General features: G+C 56.1%; 20 protein-coding genes, 1 tRNA gene and 1 pseudogene. 16 read left to right on the forward strand and 6 right to left on the reverse strand.

The annotated features are described in order from the left end of the window. Nucleotides 1-97 precede the first annotated feature (97 nt). From phhA to AC2TAD_RS07670, 4 genes and pseudogenes are all read left to right on the forward strand, one after another. Nucleotides 98-904, forward strand: a pseudogene (gene phhA / locus AC2TAD_RS07655) (phenylalanine 4-monooxygenase); the annotation flags it as partial. Nucleotides 905-1,034: 130 nt separating this feature from the next. Next, nucleotides 1,035-2,609, forward strand: a complete 1,575-nt coding sequence (locus AC2TAD_RS07660; RefSeq protein ID WP_480866945.1) for a lysine--tRNA ligase — start codon at nucleotides 1,035-1,037, stop codon at nucleotides 2,607-2,609. A gap of 48 nt (nucleotides 2,610-2,657) precedes the next feature. Further along, entirely contained in the window at nucleotides 2,658-3,059 is a 402-nt protein-coding gene (locus AC2TAD_RS07665; RefSeq protein ID WP_170751680.1) for a DUF4864 domain-containing protein, read from the forward strand. Between the two features lie 138 nt (nucleotides 3,060-3,197). Continuing rightward, entirely contained in the window at nucleotides 3,198-5,486 is a 2,289-nt protein-coding gene (locus AC2TAD_RS07670; protein ID WP_480866947.1) for a glycosyl hydrolase family 28-related protein, read from the forward strand. Nucleotides 5,487-5,496: 10 nt separating this feature from the next. Here the strand turns inward: AC2TAD_RS07670 and AC2TAD_RS07675 are convergent, their stop codons facing one another. Further along, entirely contained in the window at nucleotides 5,497-6,177 is a 681-nt protein-coding gene (locus tag AC2TAD_RS07675) for a hypothetical protein (RefSeq protein ID WP_480866949.1), read from the reverse strand. Nucleotides 6,178-6,300: 123 nt separating this feature from the next. Here AC2TAD_RS07675 and AC2TAD_RS07680 point away from each other — a divergent pair, with 123 nt between their 5' ends. Both AC2TAD_RS07680 and AC2TAD_RS07685 read left to right on the forward strand, forming a co-directional pair. Next, entirely contained in the window at nucleotides 6,301-6,624 is a 324-nt protein-coding gene (locus tag AC2TAD_RS07680; RefSeq protein ID WP_170353438.1) for an antibiotic biosynthesis monooxygenase family protein, read from the forward strand. Nucleotides 6,625-6,693: 69 nt separating this feature from the next. Next, complete coding sequence (locus AC2TAD_RS07685) at nucleotides 6,694-7,101, forward strand: universal stress protein (protein ID WP_170751677.1); 408 nt, start codon at nucleotides 6,694-6,696, stop codon at nucleotides 7,099-7,101. On the opposite strand, the gene AC2TAD_RS07690 is transcribed toward AC2TAD_RS07685, so the two are convergent. Then, complete coding sequence (locus AC2TAD_RS07690) at nucleotides 7,086-7,589, reverse strand: HugZ family pyridoxamine 5'-phosphate oxidase (protein WP_170751675.1); 504 nt, start codon at nucleotides 7,587-7,589, stop codon at nucleotides 7,086-7,088. The two genes, AC2TAD_RS07685 and AC2TAD_RS07690, sit on opposite strands and share 16 nt — an antisense overlap. A gap of 258 nt (nucleotides 7,590-7,847) precedes the next feature. On the opposite strand from AC2TAD_RS07690, the gene AC2TAD_RS07695 reads away from it, so the two are divergent. Together AC2TAD_RS07695 and AC2TAD_RS07700 are read left to right on the forward strand one after the other, a co-directional pair. Next, nucleotides 7,848-8,138 carry an excalibur calcium-binding domain-containing protein gene (locus AC2TAD_RS07695; RefSeq protein WP_353391296.1) on the forward strand — a complete coding sequence of 97 codons (291 nt, stop codon included), beginning with the start codon at nucleotides 7,848-7,850 and terminating at the stop codon, nucleotides 8,136-8,138. Nucleotides 8,139-8,145: 7 nt separating this feature from the next. Further along, complete coding sequence (locus tag AC2TAD_RS07700; RefSeq protein WP_480866951.1) at nucleotides 8,146-8,499, forward strand: MmcQ/YjbR family DNA-binding protein; 354 nt, start codon at nucleotides 8,146-8,148, stop codon at nucleotides 8,497-8,499. Here AC2TAD_RS07700 and AC2TAD_RS07705 read toward each other — a convergent pair. Beyond that, nucleotides 8,496-9,197 carry an ORF6N domain-containing protein gene (locus tag AC2TAD_RS07705; RefSeq protein ID WP_480866953.1) on the reverse strand — a complete coding sequence of 234 codons (702 nt, stop codon included), beginning with the start codon at nucleotides 9,195-9,197 and terminating at the stop codon, nucleotides 8,496-8,498. The genes AC2TAD_RS07700 and AC2TAD_RS07705 overlap by 4 nt on opposite strands. Before the next feature lie 220 nt (nucleotides 9,198-9,417). Here AC2TAD_RS07705 and AC2TAD_RS07710 point away from each other — a divergent pair, with 220 nt between their 5' ends. Continuing rightward, nucleotides 9,418-9,711 carry an antibiotic biosynthesis monooxygenase family protein gene (locus AC2TAD_RS07710; RefSeq protein WP_234899364.1) on the forward strand — a complete coding sequence of 98 codons (294 nt, stop codon included), beginning with the start codon at nucleotides 9,418-9,420 and terminating at the stop codon, nucleotides 9,709-9,711. A 120-nt stretch (nucleotides 9,712-9,831) separates the two neighbouring features. Here the strand turns inward: AC2TAD_RS07710 and AC2TAD_RS07715 are convergent, their stop codons facing one another. Both AC2TAD_RS07715 and uvrB read right to left on the reverse strand, forming a co-directional pair. Beyond that, a complete protein-coding gene (locus tag AC2TAD_RS07715; protein WP_209195255.1) occupies nucleotides 9,832-10,260 on the reverse strand; it encodes a hypothetical protein in 429 nt (142 codons plus the stop codon). Between the two features lie 90 nt (nucleotides 10,261-10,350). After that, a complete protein-coding gene (gene uvrB / locus AC2TAD_RS07720) occupies nucleotides 10,351-12,537 on the reverse strand; it encodes an excinuclease ABC subunit UvrB (RefSeq protein ID WP_480866955.1) in 2,187 nt (728 codons plus the stop codon). Between the two features lie 153 nt (nucleotides 12,538-12,690). On the opposite strand from uvrB, the gene AC2TAD_RS07725 reads away from it, so the two are divergent. From AC2TAD_RS07725 to AC2TAD_RS07735, 3 genes are all read left to right on the forward strand, one after another. Continuing rightward, nucleotides 12,691-13,002 (forward strand): ETC complex I subunit, encoded by a 312-nt coding sequence (locus tag AC2TAD_RS07725; RefSeq protein ID WP_170353429.1) that lies wholly within the window; start codon nucleotides 12,691-12,693, stop codon nucleotides 13,000-13,002. After that, on the forward strand, nucleotides 13,003-13,479 hold the full coding sequence (locus AC2TAD_RS07730) for a GNAT family N-acetyltransferase (RefSeq protein WP_480866957.1): 477 nt from the start codon (nucleotides 13,003-13,005) through the stop codon (nucleotides 13,477-13,479). Between the two features lie 75 nt (nucleotides 13,480-13,554). Then, a tRNA-Arg gene (locus AC2TAD_RS07735) sits at nucleotides 13,555-13,631 on the forward strand. Nucleotides 13,632-13,721: 90 nt separating this feature from the next. Here AC2TAD_RS07735 and AC2TAD_RS07740 read toward each other — a convergent pair. Further along, nucleotides 13,722-13,883, reverse strand: a complete 162-nt coding sequence (locus AC2TAD_RS07740) for a hypothetical protein (RefSeq protein WP_353391306.1) — start codon at nucleotides 13,881-13,883, stop codon at nucleotides 13,722-13,724. 341 nt (nucleotides 13,884-14,224) lie between these two features. Here AC2TAD_RS07740 and iolG point away from each other — a divergent pair, with 341 nt between their 5' ends. The 4 genes from iolG to AC2TAD_RS07760 all read left to right on the forward strand — a co-directional run bounded on the left by iolG (nucleotide 14,225) and on the right by AC2TAD_RS07760 (nucleotide 18,330). Continuing rightward, nucleotides 14,225-15,238: an inositol 2-dehydrogenase gene (iolG, locus tag AC2TAD_RS07745; protein ID WP_480866959.1), complete on the forward strand. Its 1,014-nt coding sequence runs from the start codon at nucleotides 14,225-14,227 to the stop codon at nucleotides 15,236-15,238. Nucleotides 15,239-15,401: 163 nt separating this feature from the next. Beyond that, nucleotides 15,402-16,304 carry a sugar ABC transporter substrate-binding protein gene (locus AC2TAD_RS07750; RefSeq protein WP_234899385.1) on the forward strand — a complete coding sequence of 301 codons (903 nt, stop codon included), beginning with the start codon at nucleotides 15,402-15,404 and terminating at the stop codon, nucleotides 16,302-16,304. An 81-nt stretch (nucleotides 16,305-16,385) separates the two neighbouring features. Continuing rightward, nucleotides 16,386-17,510, forward strand: coding sequence for an ABC transporter permease (locus tag AC2TAD_RS07755; RefSeq protein WP_170353424.1), 1,125 nt, complete (start codon nucleotides 16,386-16,388; stop codon nucleotides 17,508-17,510). A gap of 1 nt (nucleotide 17,511) precedes the next feature. After that, entirely contained in the window at nucleotides 17,512-18,330 is an 819-nt protein-coding gene (locus tag AC2TAD_RS07760) for an ATP-binding cassette domain-containing protein (RefSeq protein WP_170353423.1), read from the forward strand. Nucleotides 18,331-18,409: the final 79 nt, after the last annotated feature.

Raw genomic sequence — 18,409 nt, forward strand, 5'->3', positions numbered from 1 at the left:
AAGAATTATCGAAATGTTTCGGTCAAAAATCTAGCAATTACTCACGCCATGAGGTCAATTTTACCACGAGTATGGGCTAAAATTCTATCAAGGAGGACGTTCCATGCCCAAATCCACCAAATACGTGGCCAAACAGGCCAACGCGCGCGGCCATATTGCTTATACCACCGAAGAGGATGCGGTTTGGGCGGACCTTTATGCAGCGCAGCAGGAAAACGTGCAGCGCTACATGGCGCGTGAATATCTGGACGGGTTGAAGCGGTTGGAGATGCCCAAGACCCGCGTTCCGTCCTGTGCGGATATATCCGAGCGCCTTCTGGACCTGACCCGGTGGCGGGTGCAGCCGGTACCTGCGCTGATCGGTTTCAAGACCTTCTTTGGTATGCTGGCGGATCGAGTTTTTCCTGCAGCCTCGTTCATCCGGTCGCGCGAGGATTTTGACTATATTGAAGAACCCGACATCTTTCACGAAATCTTCGGCCACACGCCCCTACTGAGCGACCCGCGTTTTGCGGCTTTCAGCCATGCGATCGGCAAGGCCGGGGTGCAGGCGGGGGACAAGGACTATGCGTGGCTGATACGTCTCTATTGGTTTTCGATTGAATTCGGATTGCGCCGACAGGACGGGCAGATCAAGGCGCTGGGCTCGGGGTTGGCGTCCTCGCCCACGGAACTGGTCTATGCTGTGGAAAGCGACATTCCTGACCGGGACCCGTTCGATATCCTGACAATCTTGCGCACGCCTTATCGGATCGACATGCACCAGATGGGGTATTTTGTACTGGGCCACCCCGAAGAGCTGTTTGCCGCCGCTGATCGGGATCTACTGGCTGATGTGCATAAGGCACAGCGTTTGGGTCTGTTGCCCAATAAGTTTCCACCGAAAGTAACGGCAGCCGAGTAAGCCGCAGTCAGGGTTTCCGTTCAGAAAAACAGCGCGCTTTATTGACTCATGCTGCACCGGCACAATAGGAGGGGCCGGTCGGGTTGCATGGGGCGTCCGGCGCTGTATTTCCCGATGGAGCACCTAAAAAATGTCTGAACTGCGTGAAACCGCGATGTCGTCCAAGGCTTGGCCTTTCGAAGAGGCGCGCCGGGTCCTCAAACGCTATCAGAAGGGTGCGCCTGAAAAGGGGTATGTGCTGTTCCAGACCGGCTATGGCCCGTCGGGCCTGCCGCATATCGGTACCTTTGGCGAGGTCGCGCGGACCTCGATGGTTCGGCATGCGTTTGAACAGATCAGCGATATCCCGACCAAGCTGATCTGTTTCTCAGATGATATGGACGGCTTTCGCAAGGTTCCGACCAATGTGCCGATGCAGGACGAACTGAAAGAAGACCTGCATCTGCCGCTCACCAAAGTGCGCGACCCGTTTGGCACGCATGAAGGGTTCGCGCAGCACAACAACGCGATGCTGTGCGATTTTCTGGATAGTTTTGGGTTCGAGTATGAATTTGCCTCGGCCGCTGATTATTACACCAGCGGCAAGTTTGATGAGGCTCTGCTGACCGCTTTGGAGCGGTTCGACAAGATACAAGAAATCATGCTTCCGACCCTCGGGCCCGAGCGGCGCGAGACCTATTCATGTTTCTTACCGATCAGCCCAAAAACCGGCCACGTGCTGCAAGTGCCGACGCTGGAGCGTAACGTGGCCAAGGGCACGATTGTTTATCAGGAGCCCGATGGCGAAAAGGTCGAAATCCCGGTCACGGGCGGCAACGTCAAGATGCAGTGGAAGCCCGACTGGGCCATGCGTTGGGCCGCGCTGGGCGTTGACTATGAGATGTCCGGCAAAGACCTTATCGACTCGGTCACGCAGTCGTCGAAAATCTGCCGGGCGCTGGGCAAACAGCCGCCTGAGTCGCTCAGCTATGAGCTGTTCAATGATGAGCAGGGGCAGAAGATCTCGAAATCCAAGGGCAACGGCTTGTCGATGGAAGAGTGGCTGACCTATGCTGCACCCGAAAGCCTGTCGTATTTCATGTACCAAAAGCCCAAGACGGCCAAGCGTCTGTATTTCGACGTCATTCCCAAGGCGGTGGATGAGTATCACCAGCAATTGCGTGCCTATCCGGGGCAAGAATTGAAGGCGCAGCTGAACAACCCGGTCTGGCATATCCATGGCGGTGACGTGCCTGAGTCGACGCTTATGGTGCCGTTTGCGATGTTGCTGAACCTAGCCTCGGTATCTGGTGCCGAGGACAAAGAAGCACTGTGGGGCTTTATCCGCCGCTACGCGCCCGAGGCGACCGCAGAAACGCATCCCGATCTGGATCAGGCGGCGGGTTTTGCGGTGCGCTACTTCAACGATTTTGTCAAACCCACCAGACAGCATCGCGCGCCGACGGATCAGGAACGCGAGGCGCTGGAGGCGTTGAAAGCTGCGCTTGAGGCTTATGACGGCCCGATTGAGGATGAGGCGCTGCAATCGGTGGTCTATTCCATCGGGCGCGAGCGGTTTGACCCGATGCGCGGCTGGTTCACGGCGCTCTACGAAGTGCTGCTGGGTGCGTCGCAAGGCCCGCGCTTTGGCGGGTTCATCGCGCTTTATGGTGTGCCTGAAACCATCGCTCTGATCGACAAGGCTCTGGCCGGAGAACTGGTCTGATTTGACCTGATGCCGTGTGGGGCTACCCTTGGTTTAGGAGGTAGCCCCATGCGTCGACTATTGCTTGCTTTGTCCCTGAGTGCCGGTCTGGCTACGGGTGCGTTTGCCCAGAATGCCGAGATCGAGGCCAATATCGCCGCCCAGATACAGGCGTTTCAGGCGGATGATTTCGCTACCGCTTTCACCTTTGCCAGCCCCAACATCCAACGTCTGTTTCAAACACCCGAGAATTTCGGCGTGATGGTCAAGCGCGGCTATCCGATGGTTTGGCGTCCGTCGGATGTGCGGTTCCTGGAACTGCGCGAAATCTCAGGGCTGCTGTGGCAGAAGGTGATGATCACCGACGTCGACGGCCGGGTGCATATTCTGGACTATCAGATGGTGCAGCGTGAAAACGGCTGGAAGATCAATGGCGTGCAGCTTCTGGGTAACGGCGATCCGTCGGCCTGATGCAACACCAACGTGCGCTGGCATGAGCGTCGGTTAATTCCTTTTCCTTACTCAGACTTATGCGTTCGGGGCATTCCCCGGGTCACTGGGTTAATGCGCGTAGCTTTTGGCTGTGGCGCGATTGGGAAAGGGATTTCTATGAACAAGGCAATCACCGACGGCATCGTGTTCATGCCGCCTGCTTTCGCAAATGGTTTGAACGTCTGGTCCAGCGGAGACGGCACGCCGGGGTCGCCCACTTATGACGGATCGGGCACTGGCGCGTTCGTTCCTGCGGATGCGGATTTTGGCGGCTGTCTCGAAATCCTGAAGGTCAGCGCCACGCAAAAGCTGCGGTACATGGGTCAGACACCTTTGCAGCCGGGGTGTTATCTTCAGATCAAAGTGAGGGTGAAAGCGATCAGCGGTCCCTTGCCCGAAGTTCGGATCGCCGCATGGGCAGGGGGTGCAGGTGACTCGCATGTGACAGGAGTGATCGAACAAGGCCCCGCAACCCAGCTTTCGGGATATGGCAGGGTTCAGGAAATCACCGCGATTGTTGGCACGGGTCAGCGCAACGGTGTTGATATGCCGTGGGGCGTCGCAGCGCTGTACGGCCACTTCGGATTGGACTTGGTCGGGTCAAACGGTGCCGTTGTTCGCGTTGATGATATCGAGATCACCGATGTCACAAGTGTTTTCCTACGCGATATGATCAGCCTTGTGGATGTGCGTGACTTCGGTGCGATTGGTGATGGCGTCGCAGATGATACGGCTGCATTTGTGGCTGCTGATCAGGCGGCGGCCGGGCGTCGTGTTTTCGTGTCAGAAGGGACATATGCGCTGACGCAAAACACGACCATCGCTTCTGAAATCGAGTTTGAAGGCACTGTCACAATGCCTGACGACAAGATGTTGCTACTGACGAAAAACTTTGATCTGCCCGCCTACATCACGGCTTTTGGGGACGAAGAGCTGGCCTTTAAAAAAGCGTTTCAGGCGTTGCTGAACAATTCGGATCATGAATCGCTAGACATGGGTGGGCGCAAAATTTCGGTCAACGGTCCGATAGATATGGCTGCGGCGGTTCCAAACCGACAGAGTGGTTTTTCCACGCGCCGCGTCATCCGAAACGGCCAGTTTGATGTGAAAAGCAATTCGGCTTGGGATACCGAAACTTTCACTTCGGTCGCCACCTATAACCCTTCGGACCCGACTCGCCTGACCAATGTCGCCAATGTGGCCAATATACCAGTTGGTGCGTTGGGTCAGGGAAACGGCGTTGGTCGCGAAATATATGTCCGGTCCAAAAACGTGGGCGCGGGTGAAATTAGGTTGAACGCCCCCATTTTTGACGCCGCTGGCACCCAAAATTTCACGTTTTATTCGTTCAAGTATCTTTTGGATTTCATCGGCTTTGGCACTCTGCGCAAGTTCGGCATGGAGGAGATTGAGTTTCAGTGCAACGGTCGCTGTAGCGCGATCCGGCTTGCTCCGTCCGGGAGTACCTTTGCGGTGGCCAACTGTTTCATAAGCCGTCCGAAGGACCGGGGCATCACCTCGATTGGAACGGGATGTCAGGGAATGCTGATTGATAATTGTCAGTTCCTGTCGAGCGAGGAGTCGTTCAATGTGCCGGACCGCAGGTCCATTGCCTTGAATGCGACGGCCAATGACGTCAAATTGCAGCACAACCGAGCTGTCAGGTTCCAAAGTTTCGCTGTTCTGGCGGGGACGAACAACCTGGTGCTTGGTAACCATTTCTTCCAAGGGGACAGTATTGCCCAAGGCGTGCGCAGCGCAGGGCTTGTCATGATTGGCACATATAACAGCTCGACCATTTCCGAGAACTACGTCGACAACTGTTTTGTGCAATGGACGAACGAGAGGGATGCGAACCCGACTTACACGGCCGGGTTTTCGTTCAGTGCCATGACCATCACTGACAATATCTTTTACTGCAACGAGGTTGCGCCGTGGTTCAGCAATATCGTGATCCGCCCGCATGGTCCTGGCCACTTTCTGAATGGGGTTGTCATTGCTGGGAACAAATTCCGGTCGGTCAACGGGACTATTGATCGTGCTGAACGCGTGGACACGACTTTTGCGGGACTGAACCACTTTAGGCATCTGAACGTAAGTGTCAGGGACAACACGTTTCACGGTGTTACGGCCAAGGTCGAAAATCCTTTGCGTTTGCGGTTTTCGCAGAACTCAAACTCGCAAGTGTGGGGAGTTTGGGCTCAAGGGCGTTTACCATTTGGGGGAAAAGCACGTGGGTGTGATGCGGTCACAGTCCTGGGGCCGCTGAGGAATAGTTTTGGGCAAATCGTGCATGACACGCCTTATGTCCAACTTGAGCAAGGTGCAGGCAATGACGTGATCAACCTTCGCTGGTCGCAGTCACTTCGCGGAACGGTGTCTACCATGATCCGAATGGAGGTCTGATCTGCGGGTTTCAGAAATCCGCCCATATTGCGACCTTGATGCCCGTATCATTGCGGGCATCTTTTCGTTCCAACCCCAGAACCCATGTTGTCGGTCTGTCCTGCTTGCGGATCATGACTGAAGGGCGCACACGCCAATACAACGGGTCCCCGGAGCGATAGGATGTTTCTATCTGCAACAGCGGGTTGAGCAATCTGGGTGCGGACAGACCGGTCGTAATATCCAGCTTTCTGAAAAGCGCATCGTGAGTTCGGTATTCCAGCGTTGTGTCAATTGCGACCCACCCGCTGCCCCAGCCGGTCTGGAAACCTTTGCCATAGGACAGTGTCGCCTTGTAAAGGGCCCATGCGTCACGGTGTCGATGATGCACTCCGACGCCGAGCTCTGCTGCGAAGCGCCCTATATTGTTCAGATCGGCAACCGGAACGCGGGCGAAAACGTTGGCGTGCCCATAAATGTCACGGTTTTCTTCAAAGTCGAAACCCAGTGTCAGGTTCTCGCGGTACCCCCATTCCGCATACAGAGCTGACTTATAGTCGTACCCGTAGTCATCTGTGAAAACTGTGACCGACGCGGCAGTAAATGCCGAGTCCTTGGCGCGCAGCCAGGCGCCTGGCCACGCGGGGGACGCCATAAACAACAGAGCAAAAAGACAGCCAAGCCGGAACATGCGCAAAGCATCGGGCAGCATAGTTAACGGAACGTTAGTTATTCTTACTTTTTCGCAAATACCGGTTTGTGGCGCACCGTTCAGGAAACCCCGGGACCTTTTTAGAACTTGTGTTAGGCTCGACCAGAACAAGGGAGATTCCAGATGCCGCACATCGCGAAAAATGCCAGCGTCCAGACCGTAATCACCACATTCGAGATGACGCCGGGCACATGTCATGACCTGCTTGAAGCGCTGACCGATGCCTATGCCGAGTTCATTTCTAAGCAGCCGGGGTTCATCGCCGCAGGTTTACATGTCAATGATGCACAAACTCGGATTGCCAACTATTCGCAATGGGAACGGCGCGAGGATTTCCTGGCCATGCTACGCACGCCGGAAATGCGCGACCGCAATCGTAGAATAAACGAAATGTGCAAAAGCTTCGAGCCGGTGATGTATGACGTTGCCGAAACATTTGGTACTTAGTGACCTAAATCAAAGCCGACCCCTTGGTATTGGTGCAAATTTCCGATGAATGAAACGGAGGTACGCGTCATGTATCACAATATTTTGGTCCCGATTTCCTTTGATGCAGAACGGGATATTTCCGGCCCTTTGAAACTGGCAGAGGTTTTGGCAACGCCAGATGCTCAGGTCACTCTACTTCACGTGGTTGAACATATCCCCAACTATGCCATCTCGTACATGCCACCCGAGTATCTGACCGAGGCGCGTAAAGCGCTTCAGGCCGAGTTGGACAGCCTTGCCGCCAAATTGCCCAATGCAAAGGGTATCGTGATCGAGGGGCATTCAGGCCGTACTATCCTGGATTGGGCCAGTGAGCATAAACCTGACTTGATCATTATGGCATCGCACCGCCCAGGTATGCAGGACTTGCTGTTGGGCTCTACGGCGAACCACGTTGTGCGGCACGCGGCGTGTGCGGTTCATGTTGTGCGTTGATCGGCTCGAATATCTTCAGGGGCAAGGCGCCATGCCTTGCCAAAACCGCCATTCAACAGCGCGTCAGTGACTGCAAAGCGGACAAATCTGAAATCCGAAAAATCGACATACAGCTTGGCTTTTGGGCGTTGGCTTAGGTAGCTGTTACGTAGGTCAAAGTGTTCAGGTGTACCGGGCACGACAAATCCGGCTTGAGCATGCAGGGTCAGCCGCGGATGGGTCAGCGGATCGCCGGTGTCGCCGGGTTCACCAACTAAAATGGCGCAGTTTGGATATGCGGTCAGGGCGCGCGTATGATCGGCTAACGCAGAGATCAGCGTCATGGGCAATCCATCTGGTGCCATGGCCAGCGCGATCCGAGAGACAGATGGCAACCCTGTATCCGGGCGGTTTACCGCCAACGCCCCGAAGGTCGCCGACGCAATAAGGTCGTAGGCCAGTTTTCGGGCGTGATCATCTACGGCTCGAAAAGGGTTCGTTTCTGTCATTCTGTGCCCCGCCTGCTCTGGTCCAAATTACTTTAACCTTTGATGTCTCGGTTCGCGACAGTTCCGATCACCAAAACTTAATCACTCGTGTTCGGACTCAGGGGGCTCGGAATTGCCACAAACCGTGTATACTCAGGCCGTATGACGACCCGAGAATCCTCCCTGCGTCCGGTCTTCACCGATCCGACCTGCCCAGAACGCCAGCGGCGTGCGGAAGTGACCCGTAAAAGGGCGCTGTCGCCGGTTCGGATTATGTTGATGATTCTGATGCTTCCGGTCACAACTGCGGCGATTGCGCTGAGCGTGTTCATACGCACATCGGATTTTGAGCGGGAAGAGGCCGTGTTTCACCTTGCGGCGCTTGTTGGAGGGTGCCACGCGGCGCAAAAAATCCTGCCCGGTCCGTATTACGAAGGGCAGCCTGGTTATCATTTGCGCAATGACCCGGATGCAGATGGAATCGCATGCGACTCTGGCCGACAAAGCGCGGTAGAGACGCCTTTGCAAGCGGAGAAACAGGTCGGTAACGCCAAATTCCTGCGCCCCTGATCCCTGCATGACCCGCGACGAGTTCAACAGTTTCTGCGACACTCTCAAAGCGACCACCCATGTGGTGCAATGGGGTGATACGGATGTTTGGAAAGTGGGCGGCAAGGTGTTTGCGATCTGCGGCTGGAACAATGGCCAGGATGCTTTCACCTTCAAAGCCACCGATCTCGCCTTTGAGGTTCTAAGCGACGAGCCCGGTATCCGCCCAGCGCCCTATCTGGCTTCGCGCGGGATGAAATGGCTGCAGGTACACGAGGAACGCGGGATGAGTGACGCGTCGCTGCGCGAACATATCGTGACCTCTTATGATCTGGTCGTTGCGAAGCTGACCAAAAAGTTGCGGGCAGAGCTGGGGGTTTAACCCTTCATCGCCTGCAGCAATTCCAGCAACTGTTTGCGGTCATCATCATCGGCATAGTTACCGGTAGCCAGACGCTCGGCAATGCGCAGGCGCAGGCGTTCCTGTTGGGTGCGGACCTCTTCACCTGCGGTCTCAGCCAGGGTTTTCATGATCGCCGCCACGGCCTGCTGGCGCTTGGTGGTTGGGTTGGCGATGTAATCCACAAGGCTCTGCTGCCCGGAATCGAGGATGTTTTCGGCCAGATCGCGCAACTGCTCACCATTGGGCAGCAGCGGGGCGGGTGCATCCTCGGGCGGCAGGATTTCCGGCGCGCTGCGCGGGGTTTCGGCCAAAGCATTCGCTCCGTCGACAAAGGCCTCGGTAATCATCCGCGTGATCCTGATCGCACGCGGGTCCTTGAACAGGGCCGAGGCGATGGCCACGCCGTAGTCGGTATAGACCCAAGGGTTGACCCGCCGCCCGCCGCGGCCCTTGGGTTTTGAGATCACATTTTGTGATTGCAAATCGGCGACTTCGGCATCGGTCAGTTGAAAGCGGTAGCCCTCGAACAGGTCCTTGTTGCGCGACACGGCCTGATTGAAGGCGCTGACGGATTTTCCATAGAACTGTGCCAGATCCTCGGCCAGCACCACGCGGGTGCCACGCACGCGGTGAATGGCGCTTTGGACCTCATGCGTGCTGGGCAAGGTGTTCGTCATGGCAACCTTTTGGAATCACAATTTGTGATTTCAAACGTGAAGCAGAGAGCGCTGGGCTGCAACTGTGAAGTGTCAGCCGTCGCAAACTGCTGAGGCTTAAAGTTGAAATTACCTCGAAAAACTAACTCTCAATATGAGATTATTTGGCGGCGTGTTAATATGTTCTTGGCGAGGTTGCATAAACCCAGCACAGCGCAATCTCGTCCCATGAGGGAGGAAAATGATGTTTGCGCGAATTACTCAATTTAAAATGAAGCCCGGCACCCGTGACGCCGCAACTGAGAAGATGAATGCACTGAAATCCGAAATTATGGGCATGCCCGGCATGCACAGCTTTACCAATGTCATGAATGAAGACGGTTCAGGCTATGTGATCTCGGTGGTCGAGAGTGAGGAAACATCGAACGCGAACGCCTCGAAAGTGGCCGAGCTCTGGGGGCATTTTGCTGAATTTATGGAAGGCCCTCCCTCACCAGTTGGGTATGATGTGATTGCCCATTGGGATAAGGGGTGAGCACGGGCCCGCGCGAGAAGCACTCGCGCGGGGTATAGGCGTTCGAGACTTATGCAATCAAACTAAATACCGTGGAAACGCGCTGAGGCAAAAATCAGGAATGGTCATATTCCGGATGGGTTAGGACAGTTGAGCCCCAGCACATTCGCGGAAAATCCGCACCGGGTCAGCAGCGCCGTCCAGCGAGAATGTGGCCACGTGATCCTGTGTGAATGCGTATGCTATTTGGTTGTACTCCAACCCATCAAGCACGTTTCCGAAACCCGTATTTGTAACCGTCAATGACTTTGCGTCGTCGGAAAGAACATGGCGGGATGTGGCAATTTCGATCGGGGACGATCCTTCGAAGCGCATTGCGAACCACGGAGTCTGTGTCCAATCAGAATTCGCTTGGGTCACGGTGATTGTATAAAGCGGCTTGGACGGCTCGTAGGTAAGGAATATTTTCGCCGCGTCGGTCTCGTGCGACAGGGTGCAAATTTCATCAACGGTTACATCCCACGCGTAGGCAGGGGTGCTGAGGATCATTAATAACAAAACGGCTCGCATAACCTGAACCTAGCTACAGAACGCAGCTGGGCAAGGTGGCAGAATCAAATTTCGCCATGCGCGGCATCTTTGAATTACGTCTTTAACGGTCTACCGTTTCCTCCGCTTCACATTCCCACCCCGCTGACCCGGCCTGCCAGCCGTTGACCGTCCGCGCGCTTTCACTGCGTCTTCCGAGGCCTTCTCGACCGCCCATTGCCGCGCCATGGGGTCGTCGGCGACGGCCAGATCGACTGCTTCCAGACGTTTGATCTCATCCCGGATGTTGGCGGCCTCTTCAAATTCCAGATTCTCGGCAGCTTTGCGCATTTGTTCGCGCAGGCCGTCCAGATGCGCCTCAAGGTTCGCGCCGTGCATCGGTTTGTCGATGGTGGCGGTGACGCGGTTCATGTCGACGTCGCCCTCATAAAGCCCGGCCAGAACGTCCTCGACATTCTTCTTCACCGTCTCGGGCGTGATGCCGTGTTCCTCGTTATAGGCGATCTGTTTGGCGCGGCGGCGGTTGGTCTCATTCAGCGCGCGTTCCATAGAACCGGTGATCTTGTCGGCATACATGATCACCCGGCCATCGGCGTTCCGCGCGGCGCGGCCGATGGTCTGTACCAGAGAGGTCTCGGACCGCAGGAAGCCTTCTTTGTCGGCGTCCAGAATGGCGACCAGTCCGCATTCGGGGATGTCCAAACCTTCGCGCAGCAGGTTGATGCCGATCAGGACGTCGAAGGCCCCTAAGCGCAGGTCGCGCAGGATTTCGATCCGCTCGATCGTGTCGATATCCGAGTGCATGTAGCGCACCTTGATGCCCTGTTCGTGCATGTATTCGGTCAGGTCCTCGGCCATGCGTTTGGTCAGCGTCGTGACCAGCGTACGGAACCCGTTGGCGGTGACTTTGCGTACCTCGTCCAGCAAATCATCGACCTGCATGCTGACGGGGCGGATTTCGACCTCGGGGTCCAGCAGGCCGGTGGGGCGGATCACCTGTTCGGTGAAGACACCGCCGGTCTGTTCGATCTCCCACTTGGCAGGGGTGGCCGAGACGAAGACGGATTGCGGGCGCATGGCGTCCCATTCCTCGAACTTCAGCGGGCGGTTGTCCATGCAGGACGGGAGGCGGAACCCATGTTCGGCCAGCGTGAATTTGCGCCGATAGTCGCCCCGGTACATGCCGCCGATCTGCGGGACGCTGACGTGGGATTCGTCCGCGAAGACAATGGCGTTGTCCGGGATGAACTCGAACAGGGTCGGGGGCGGCTCGCCCGGCGCGCGGCCCGTCAGATAGCGCGAGTAGTTCTCGATCCCGTTGCAGACGCCAGTGGCCTCGAGCATTTCCAGATCGAAATTGGTGCGCTGTTCCAGACGTTGCGCTTCCAGCAATTTGCCTTCGCCAACAAGTTGATCCAGCCGAATGCGCAGTTCCTTTTTGATCCCGATGATTGCCTGCTGCATCGTTGGTTTCGGTGTCACGTAGTGGGAGTTCGCATAGACTCGCACCTGCTCCATCGTCGCGGTGCGCTCGCCGGTCAGCGGGTCGAATTCGGTGATCTGTTCCAGTTCTTCGCCGAAGAAGGACAGCTTCCATGCACGGTCCTCAAGGTGGGCGGGCCAGATTTCGAGGCTGTCACCCCGCACACGGAACGACCCGCGCTGAAACGCCTGATCGTTGCGGCGGTATTGCTGGGCGACCAGATCAGCCATCACCTGCCGCTGATCATATTCGCTGCCCACCTTCAGATCCTGCGTCATCGCCCCGTAGGTCTCGACCGAGCCAATACCGTAGATGCACGACACCGAGGCCACGATGATCACGTCATCGCGTTCCAGCAGAGCCCGCGTGGCCGAGTGGCGCATCCGGTCGATCTGTTCGTTGATCTGAGATTCTTTTTCTATGTAGGTGTCGCTGCGCGGCACATAGGCCTCGGGCTGGTAATAGTCGTAGTAGGACACGAAATACTCGACCGAGTTTTCGGGGAAGAAGCCTTTGAACTCGCCATATAGCTGCGCGGCCAACGTCTTGTTGGGCGCAAGGATGATGGCGGGGCGCTGGGTTTCCTCGATTACCTTGGCCATAGTGAAGGTCTTGCCCGTGCCGGTCGCGCCCAGCAAAACCTGATCACGTTCACCGTCCTGAACGCCGCCCGCCAGTTCCTTGATGGCCGTTGGCTGATCCCCTGCGGGCGCAAAATCAGTGTGCATGACAAATGCCTTGCCGCCTTCCAGCTTCAGGCGGGCGCGGACATCTTCAGAGATCAGTTGCGTCTTGTCGGAATGTGCATAGGCCATAAGGGGGGATTCCTTTCGGGCCTGATTTTGGTCTGTTTTTGTTCTTGTTCAAGGGGGCATTTCCAATCGCTTCAATTGCGACAATTGCGGGCTTGTCCGGGCGGCGCGTCTGACGCATAAACACCCCTAGCCAAGCGAGTACGGAGAGGCGACATGCGCGCACGGATTTACCAACCTGCAAGGAATGCCATGACTTCGGGAATGGCCAAGACCCGCAAGTGGGTTCTGGAATATGCCCCTGCGTCTTCGCGCGAGGTTGATCCGCTCATGGGTTGGACGTCGTCGTCCGATACTCAGACACAGGTGCGCCTGAAATTCGATACCAAGGAAGAGGCGCTGGACTACGCCAAAGACAACGGTATCGAAGCCATTGTCAGCGAGCCGCATAAGCGCAAACCAAATCTGCGTGCACGTGGGTATGGCGAGAACTTCGCTACCGACCGGCGCGCGCCCTGGACGCACTGAATGGTCCACATTCGCCTGGCTGATCCCACCTCGGATGGTGTGCGGCAACTGGTGCAGGCTCACTTTGCACATAGTGAAACGGCAGGACCAGCTGAAAGCAATCATACTATGGATGCGCAGGGACTGGCCGGGCCGGACATGCGGTTTTGGGCTGTGTACAACGAAAGCAGGCCTGTCGGTTGTGGCGCGCTGAAAACATTGCCGGACGGCACCGCCGAGGTGAAGTCCGTACATGTTCTTTCATCTGAACGGGGGAAAGGACTGGCGCGCGAGATAATGAACCACCTGGCAAATTTGGCGCGGGCCGAGGGCGTTTCGGCATTGGTTCTTGAAACCGGAGCGGCGCATCTTGGGGAATATGACGCCGCGCGTAAGCTCTATGAAGCTCTGGGCTACGCATATTGCGGACCGATTTACGGATATGAGGCAGACCCAAATAGCGCGTTCATGCGATTGGACCTTAACCCAAAGGCTTGAAACTCGGCTGCGCGTCAGGGTCGCAATTACCGCGTTGACTTATGGGTTGGCGTTGTCCAATAAAAGCGAACTTGCGCCCACGTAATTCAACTGGATAGAATATCCGACTTCTAATCGGGCTGTTGGGGGTTCGAGTCCTCCCGTGGGCGCCATTTTATCTGACGGCTGAGTTTTGATTAAAAAAAGACCGAACCCTTGGGACTAGCCAAGGGGAGTTAGCAACATTGTCGCTATGGTTTTGCCTATTTGGCGAGAACCAGCCGAGCCAGAAAATACAATCCAACCACTGTGATGATCAGGAAAACCGGGTTCCCGACGATTTGACCGATCCAGGTTGATACGCCGAATTCTCCGAAATTGAACCCGCCCAAACTGAATTTCGATGTAATTCCATAATCAAACATTTTGACAGCACCCCACAAAACAATGGGTCATTATGACATAAATTTTGCAAAAATTCTTCGTCTCAGGTGAGTGACACGTAAGTATCTGAAAATTAAGGACTTACACCGCCCATGTTTTTTGGGAGCGTGAAGGCGCGCCACCAGAATCACCCAGGTTTCAGAAAGGTTTCTGACTTCGAAACGTTTGAAATCGTGAAGGTATCATTCGATCTTCGATCTGCAATCGAGTCTGAGTAGCGCTTGTGACTTGCAATACGGATGCCTCGACCGCGAGAAAAAGCATTGCAACCGGTTGCAAAAATGAACATTGTTGCGCTGAGAAGAGGATTCGGGAGGCCCCCATGCTAAAGATTGGATTACTGGGAGCAGGACGTATCGGACGCGTGCATGCAGATGCAATCGCCGGGCATCCCCAGTCCGAGTTGGTGGCAATTTCTGACGCAGTGACCGAGGCGGCGGATACACTGGCGGCCCAATACGGCGCCAAGGCGGCCAGTTCTGAAGAAATTATCGCTGATTCTTCGATAGATGCGGTCCTCATTGCTACGCCAACCGACACGCATTCCGATTTGATCCAAGCCGCAACCAGCGCGGGAAAGGCTGTTCTGTGCGAAAAGCCAGTGGATTTGGATCTGGAGCGTGCTCAAGCCTGTCAAATGGCGGTTGCTGAGACAGCTCAACCTGTGATGATCGGGTTTAATCGTCGGTTCGATCCTAGCTTTTCGGCCCTTAAAGCTGCGGCTGATCAGGGGGAGATCGGAAAGCCCGAGATGCTATCTATCACTAGCTTCGATCCGGCGCCTCCTCCGATCAGCTATGTCAAAGTGTCTGGCGGCCTGTTCCGCGACATGATGATACACGATTTTGATATGGCGAACTATTTGATGGGTCAGTTGCCGGAACAGATTTCTGCCATTGGCAGCGCGATCGTCGATCCCGAAATCGGACAAGCAGGTGACGTGGATACGGCTGTTGTAACAATGACTTACAGCAGCGGTCAGATCGCCGTCATCAAGAATTCACGGCGTGCGGTCTACGGTTATGATCAGCGGATCGAGTTGTTGGGGTCCGGCGGATTGCTGCAAGCCAACAACATATTGGAAAACGCTGTGGTGAAATCCACGGCTCAAGGCGTCACAGGTGCCAAGCCAACGTATTTTTTCCTTGAGCGTTATATGCCAGCGTACCGCGCCGAATGGGATGCGTTTGTGAGGGCAGCGCAACACTCATCACCTATACCGGTCACTCTTGCAGACGGAGTGGCCGCCCTAGCCATGGCCGAGGCCGCGACCCTTTCGCTGCGATCTGGCCGGGCAGTTAACCTATCTGATGTTTTGAAACCGGTTGCAAAATGAGTCGATATACGGAAACTGGGAACAGCTCCGTCAGCTTCCGGAGTGGAGGAGATTCGGTCCGTCCGAATGATTGGGGCTGAGACCCCGGCAAAAAAGACAAACTGTTCTTATGGGAGGAAACCAAATGAATAAGTTCGTAAAAAGCGCTCTGGCGGCCAGTGCGATGGCGCTGGCGACCGTGACCGGCGCGGCTGCGGAGGGCGAGAAGTACATTCTGGTCAGCCACGCCCCTGACAGCGACAGCTGGTGGAATACGATCAAAAACGGCATCGCCTTGGCGGGCGAGCAGATGGGGGTCGAGGTGGAATACCGTAACCCTCCGACCGGCGATCTGGCGGACATGGCGCGGATCATTGATCAGGCGGCTGCCTCTGGCCCGAACGGGATCATCACCACGCTGGCCGATCCAGACATCCTGGAAGGTCCAATCCGAGCTGCGGTGGATTCCGGTATCGACGTTATCATCATGAACACCGGCACGCCTGAGAAAGCGCGCGAAGTGGGCGCTCTGATGTATGTTGGCCAGCCAGAATATGACGCGGGCCTCGCTGCCGGTCAGCGCGCCAAGGCTGACGGCATCGGGTCGTTCCTCTGCGTGAACCACTACATCGTACAGCCATCCAGCCAGGAGCGTTGTCAGGGCTTCGCCGATGGTCTGGGCGTCGAACTGGGCGAGCAGATGATCGACGCGGGGCAGGACCCAGCCGAAATCAAGAACCGGGTGCTGGCCTATCTGTCGGCTAACCCGGACACCGACGCTGTTCTGACACTTGGCCCGACCTCGGCTGATCCGACCATTCTGGCGCTACAGGAAAACGGCATGGCCGGTGACATCTACTTCGGCACATTCGATCTGGGCGGTGAAATCGTCAAAGGTATCAAGGACGGCACCATCCAGTGGGGCATCGACCAACAGCCCTTCCTGCAAGCCTATCTGCCGGTTGTAGTTATGACCAACTACCACCGTTATGGCGTTCTGCCGGGCAACAACATCAACTCGGGCCCCGGTTTCGTAACAGCAGACGGTCTGACCAAGATCGAAGAGTTCGCGGGCGAATACCGCTGATCTTCTCAATCACAGCGGGCACCAATTGGGCGTGCCCGCTGTACCCCCAAAACTCAGAACCCCGCGCGAGGGAGGACCACGATGTCTGAGTCAGTTCAATCCACGGCAGGCGGCGACGAACGGATCAAAGAGATCTCACCACTGCGCCGCGCTCTGATCCGCCCCGAATTGGGTGGGATGGTCGGCACTGTCGCCGTATTCACCTTTTTCCTGCTGTTCGCCTTTGACAGCGGCATGTTCACCGCTCAGGGGGTCATGAACTGGTCGGTCGTTTCGGCTCAGTTCATGATCATCGCTGTTGGGGCCTGCCTGCTGATGATCGCCGGTGAATTTGACCTGTCCGTTGGGTCGATGATCGGGTTTGCGGGCATGATGATTGCTATTTTCTCGGTCACGATGAGCTGGCCGGTCTGGATGGCTATCATAATCACGTTTGTCCTATGCGTCGCCATCGGAGCGCTAAACGGCTACATCGTTGTCCGAACAGGCCTGCCCAGTTTTATTGTTACGCTGGCGTTTTTGTTCATTCTGCGCGGATTCACGATTTACCTGCCACAGACGATTGAACGTAAAACCATCATCGGCGGGATCAAGGACGCAGCCGAAGGCGATTGGCTGGCATCTATCTTTGGCGGTAAGGTCGGGCAGGGCCTGTTCGTTTGGCTGGGTGACAACGGTATTATCGAGGTTTTCGAACGGGGTACGCGTCAGGGTCAGCCGGTGGTGGACGGCATTCCAATGCTGATCATCTGGGCTATCGTAATCATCATCTTTGGCCATGTGCTTTTGACCAAGACCAAATTCGGCAACTGGATTTTCGCAGCTGGTGGCGATGCCGAGGCAGCCCGGAACTCGGGTGTTCCAGTCAACAAAGTCAAAATCCTGATGTTTATGTTCACGGCCTTCTGCGCCACGGTTTTCGCCACCTGTCAGGTGATGGAGTTCGGATCAGCCGGTGCGGATCGTGGTCTGCTGAAGGAGTTCGAAGCGATCATTGCTGTGGTTATCGGTGGCGCATTGCTGACCGGCGGCTATGGCTCGGTCCTTGGCGCGGCGCTCGGCGCGCTGATCTTTGGTGTGGTTCAACAGGGACTGTTCTTTGCCGGCGTGGAAAGCTCTCTGTTCCGGGTGTTCCTGGGCGTGATCCTGCTGGGTGCGGTGATCCTGAACACCTATATCCGTCGCATCATCACAGGAGAACGCTGAGATGACCGAAGATACCAAGTTCCATCATGGCGACGCGCAGGATCAAAAGCCGATCATTCGGATGGTCGACATCCAGAAACACTTCGGCTCGGTCATTGCGCTGGCTGGAGTCAGCTTTGACCTAAAACCAGGGGAGTGTCACTGCCTTCTGGGCGACAACGGTGCGGGCAAGTCGACCTTCATCAAGACCATGTCCGGTGTGCACAAGCCAACCGCAGGCGAGATATTCTTCGAAGACAAGCCTATGCACTTCGAAGACCCGCGCGATGCGATCTCCGCTGGGATCGCAACGGTGCACCAGCATCTGGCCATGATTCCGCTGATGAGCGTCAGCCGCAATTTCTTCATGGGCAACGAGCCGACGCGCAAAGTGGCCGGGATCAACTTCTTCGATAAGAAGCTGGCCGATGAGATCACCATGGAAGAGATGCGCAAAATGGGCATCAACCTGCGTGGTCCGGATCAGGCCGTTGGCACATTGTCTGGGGGTGAGCGTCAGACGGTGGCAATTGCGCGGGCTGTGCATTTCGGCGCGAAGATTCTGATCCTGGACGAACCGACCTCGGCCCTTGGCGTGCGTCAGACCTCGAATGTTCTGGCGACCATCGACAAGGTGCGCAGTCAAGGTGTGGGCGTTGTCTTCATCAGCCACAACGTGCGTCATGCTCTGGCCGTGGGGGACCGCTTTACCGTTCTCAATCGGGGTCAGACTCTGGGCACTGCAAAACGTGGTGAGATCACGCCAGAAGAATTACAGGACCTGATGGCAGGTGGTCAGGAACTGGCTCAGCTGGAAGGCTCACTTGGCGGAACGGTTTAACGCCGTTCCCCCAACCCTGGGCTCAAGCGTCCAGCATTTAACGAAAATTCTGGAATGGCCAAATTGGCCTTGTGTTGAA

It is taken from the genome of Ruegeria sp. HKCCD7628, assembly GCF_057221005.1.

Bases quoted from the DNA above. Each gene is read 5' to 3' on its own strand.
- AC2TAD_RS07660 (WP_480866945.1), top strand. From the start codon at position 1,035: ATGTCTGAACTGCGTGAAACCGCGATGTCGTCCAAGGCTTGGCCTTTC.
- AC2TAD_RS07665 (WP_170751680.1), top strand. From the start codon at position 2,658: ATGCGTCGACTATTGCTTGCTTTGTCCCTGAGTGCCGGTCTGGCTACG.
- AC2TAD_RS07670 (WP_480866947.1), top strand. From the start codon at position 3,198: ATGAACAAGGCAATCACCGACGGCATCGTGTTCATGCCGCCTGCTTTC.
- AC2TAD_RS07675 (WP_480866949.1), bottom strand. From the start codon at position 6,177: ATGCTGCCCGATGCTTTGCGCATGTTCCGGCTTGGCTGTCTTTTTGCT.
- AC2TAD_RS07680 (WP_170353438.1), top strand. From the start codon at position 6,301: ATGCCGCACATCGCGAAAAATGCCAGCGTCCAGACCGTAATCACCACA.
- AC2TAD_RS07685 (WP_170751677.1), top strand. From the start codon at position 6,694: ATGTATCACAATATTTTGGTCCCGATTTCCTTTGATGCAGAACGGGAT.
- AC2TAD_RS07690 (WP_170751675.1), bottom strand. From the start codon at position 7,589: ATGACAGAAACGAACCCTTTTCGAGCCGTAGATGATCACGCCCGAAAA.
- AC2TAD_RS07695 (WP_353391296.1), top strand. From the start codon at position 7,848: ATGATTCTGATGCTTCCGGTCACAACTGCGGCGATTGCGCTGAGCGTG.
- AC2TAD_RS07700 (WP_480866951.1), top strand. From the start codon at position 8,146: ATGACCCGCGACGAGTTCAACAGTTTCTGCGACACTCTCAAAGCGACC.
- AC2TAD_RS07705 (WP_480866953.1), bottom strand. From the start codon at position 9,197: ATGACGAACACCTTGCCCAGCACGCATGAGGTCCAAAGCGCCATTCAC.
- AC2TAD_RS07710 (WP_234899364.1), top strand. From the start codon at position 9,418: ATGATGTTTGCGCGAATTACTCAATTTAAAATGAAGCCCGGCACCCGT.
- AC2TAD_RS07715 (WP_209195255.1), bottom strand. From the start codon at position 10,260: ATGCGAGCCGTTTTGTTATTAATGATCCTCAGCACCCCTGCCTACGCG.
- uvrB (WP_480866955.1), bottom strand. From the start codon at position 12,537: ATGGCCTATGCACATTCCGACAAGACGCAACTGATCTCTGAAGATGTC.
- AC2TAD_RS07725 (WP_170353429.1), top strand. From the start codon at position 12,691: ATGCGCGCACGGATTTACCAACCTGCAAGGAATGCCATGACTTCGGGA.
- AC2TAD_RS07730 (WP_480866957.1), top strand. From the start codon at position 13,003: ATGGTCCACATTCGCCTGGCTGATCCCACCTCGGATGGTGTGCGGCAA.
- AC2TAD_RS07740 (WP_353391306.1), bottom strand. From the start codon at position 13,883: ATGTTTGATTATGGAATTACATCGAAATTCAGTTTGGGCGGGTTCAAT.
- iolG (WP_480866959.1), top strand. From the start codon at position 14,225: ATGCTAAAGATTGGATTACTGGGAGCAGGACGTATCGGACGCGTGCAT.
- AC2TAD_RS07750 (WP_234899385.1), top strand. From the start codon at position 15,402: ATGGCGCTGGCGACCGTGACCGGCGCGGCTGCGGAGGGCGAGAAGTAC.
- AC2TAD_RS07755 (WP_170353424.1), top strand. From the start codon at position 16,386: ATGTCTGAGTCAGTTCAATCCACGGCAGGCGGCGACGAACGGATCAAA.
- AC2TAD_RS07760 (WP_170353423.1), top strand. From the start codon at position 17,512: ATGACCGAAGATACCAAGTTCCATCATGGCGACGCGCAGGATCAAAAG.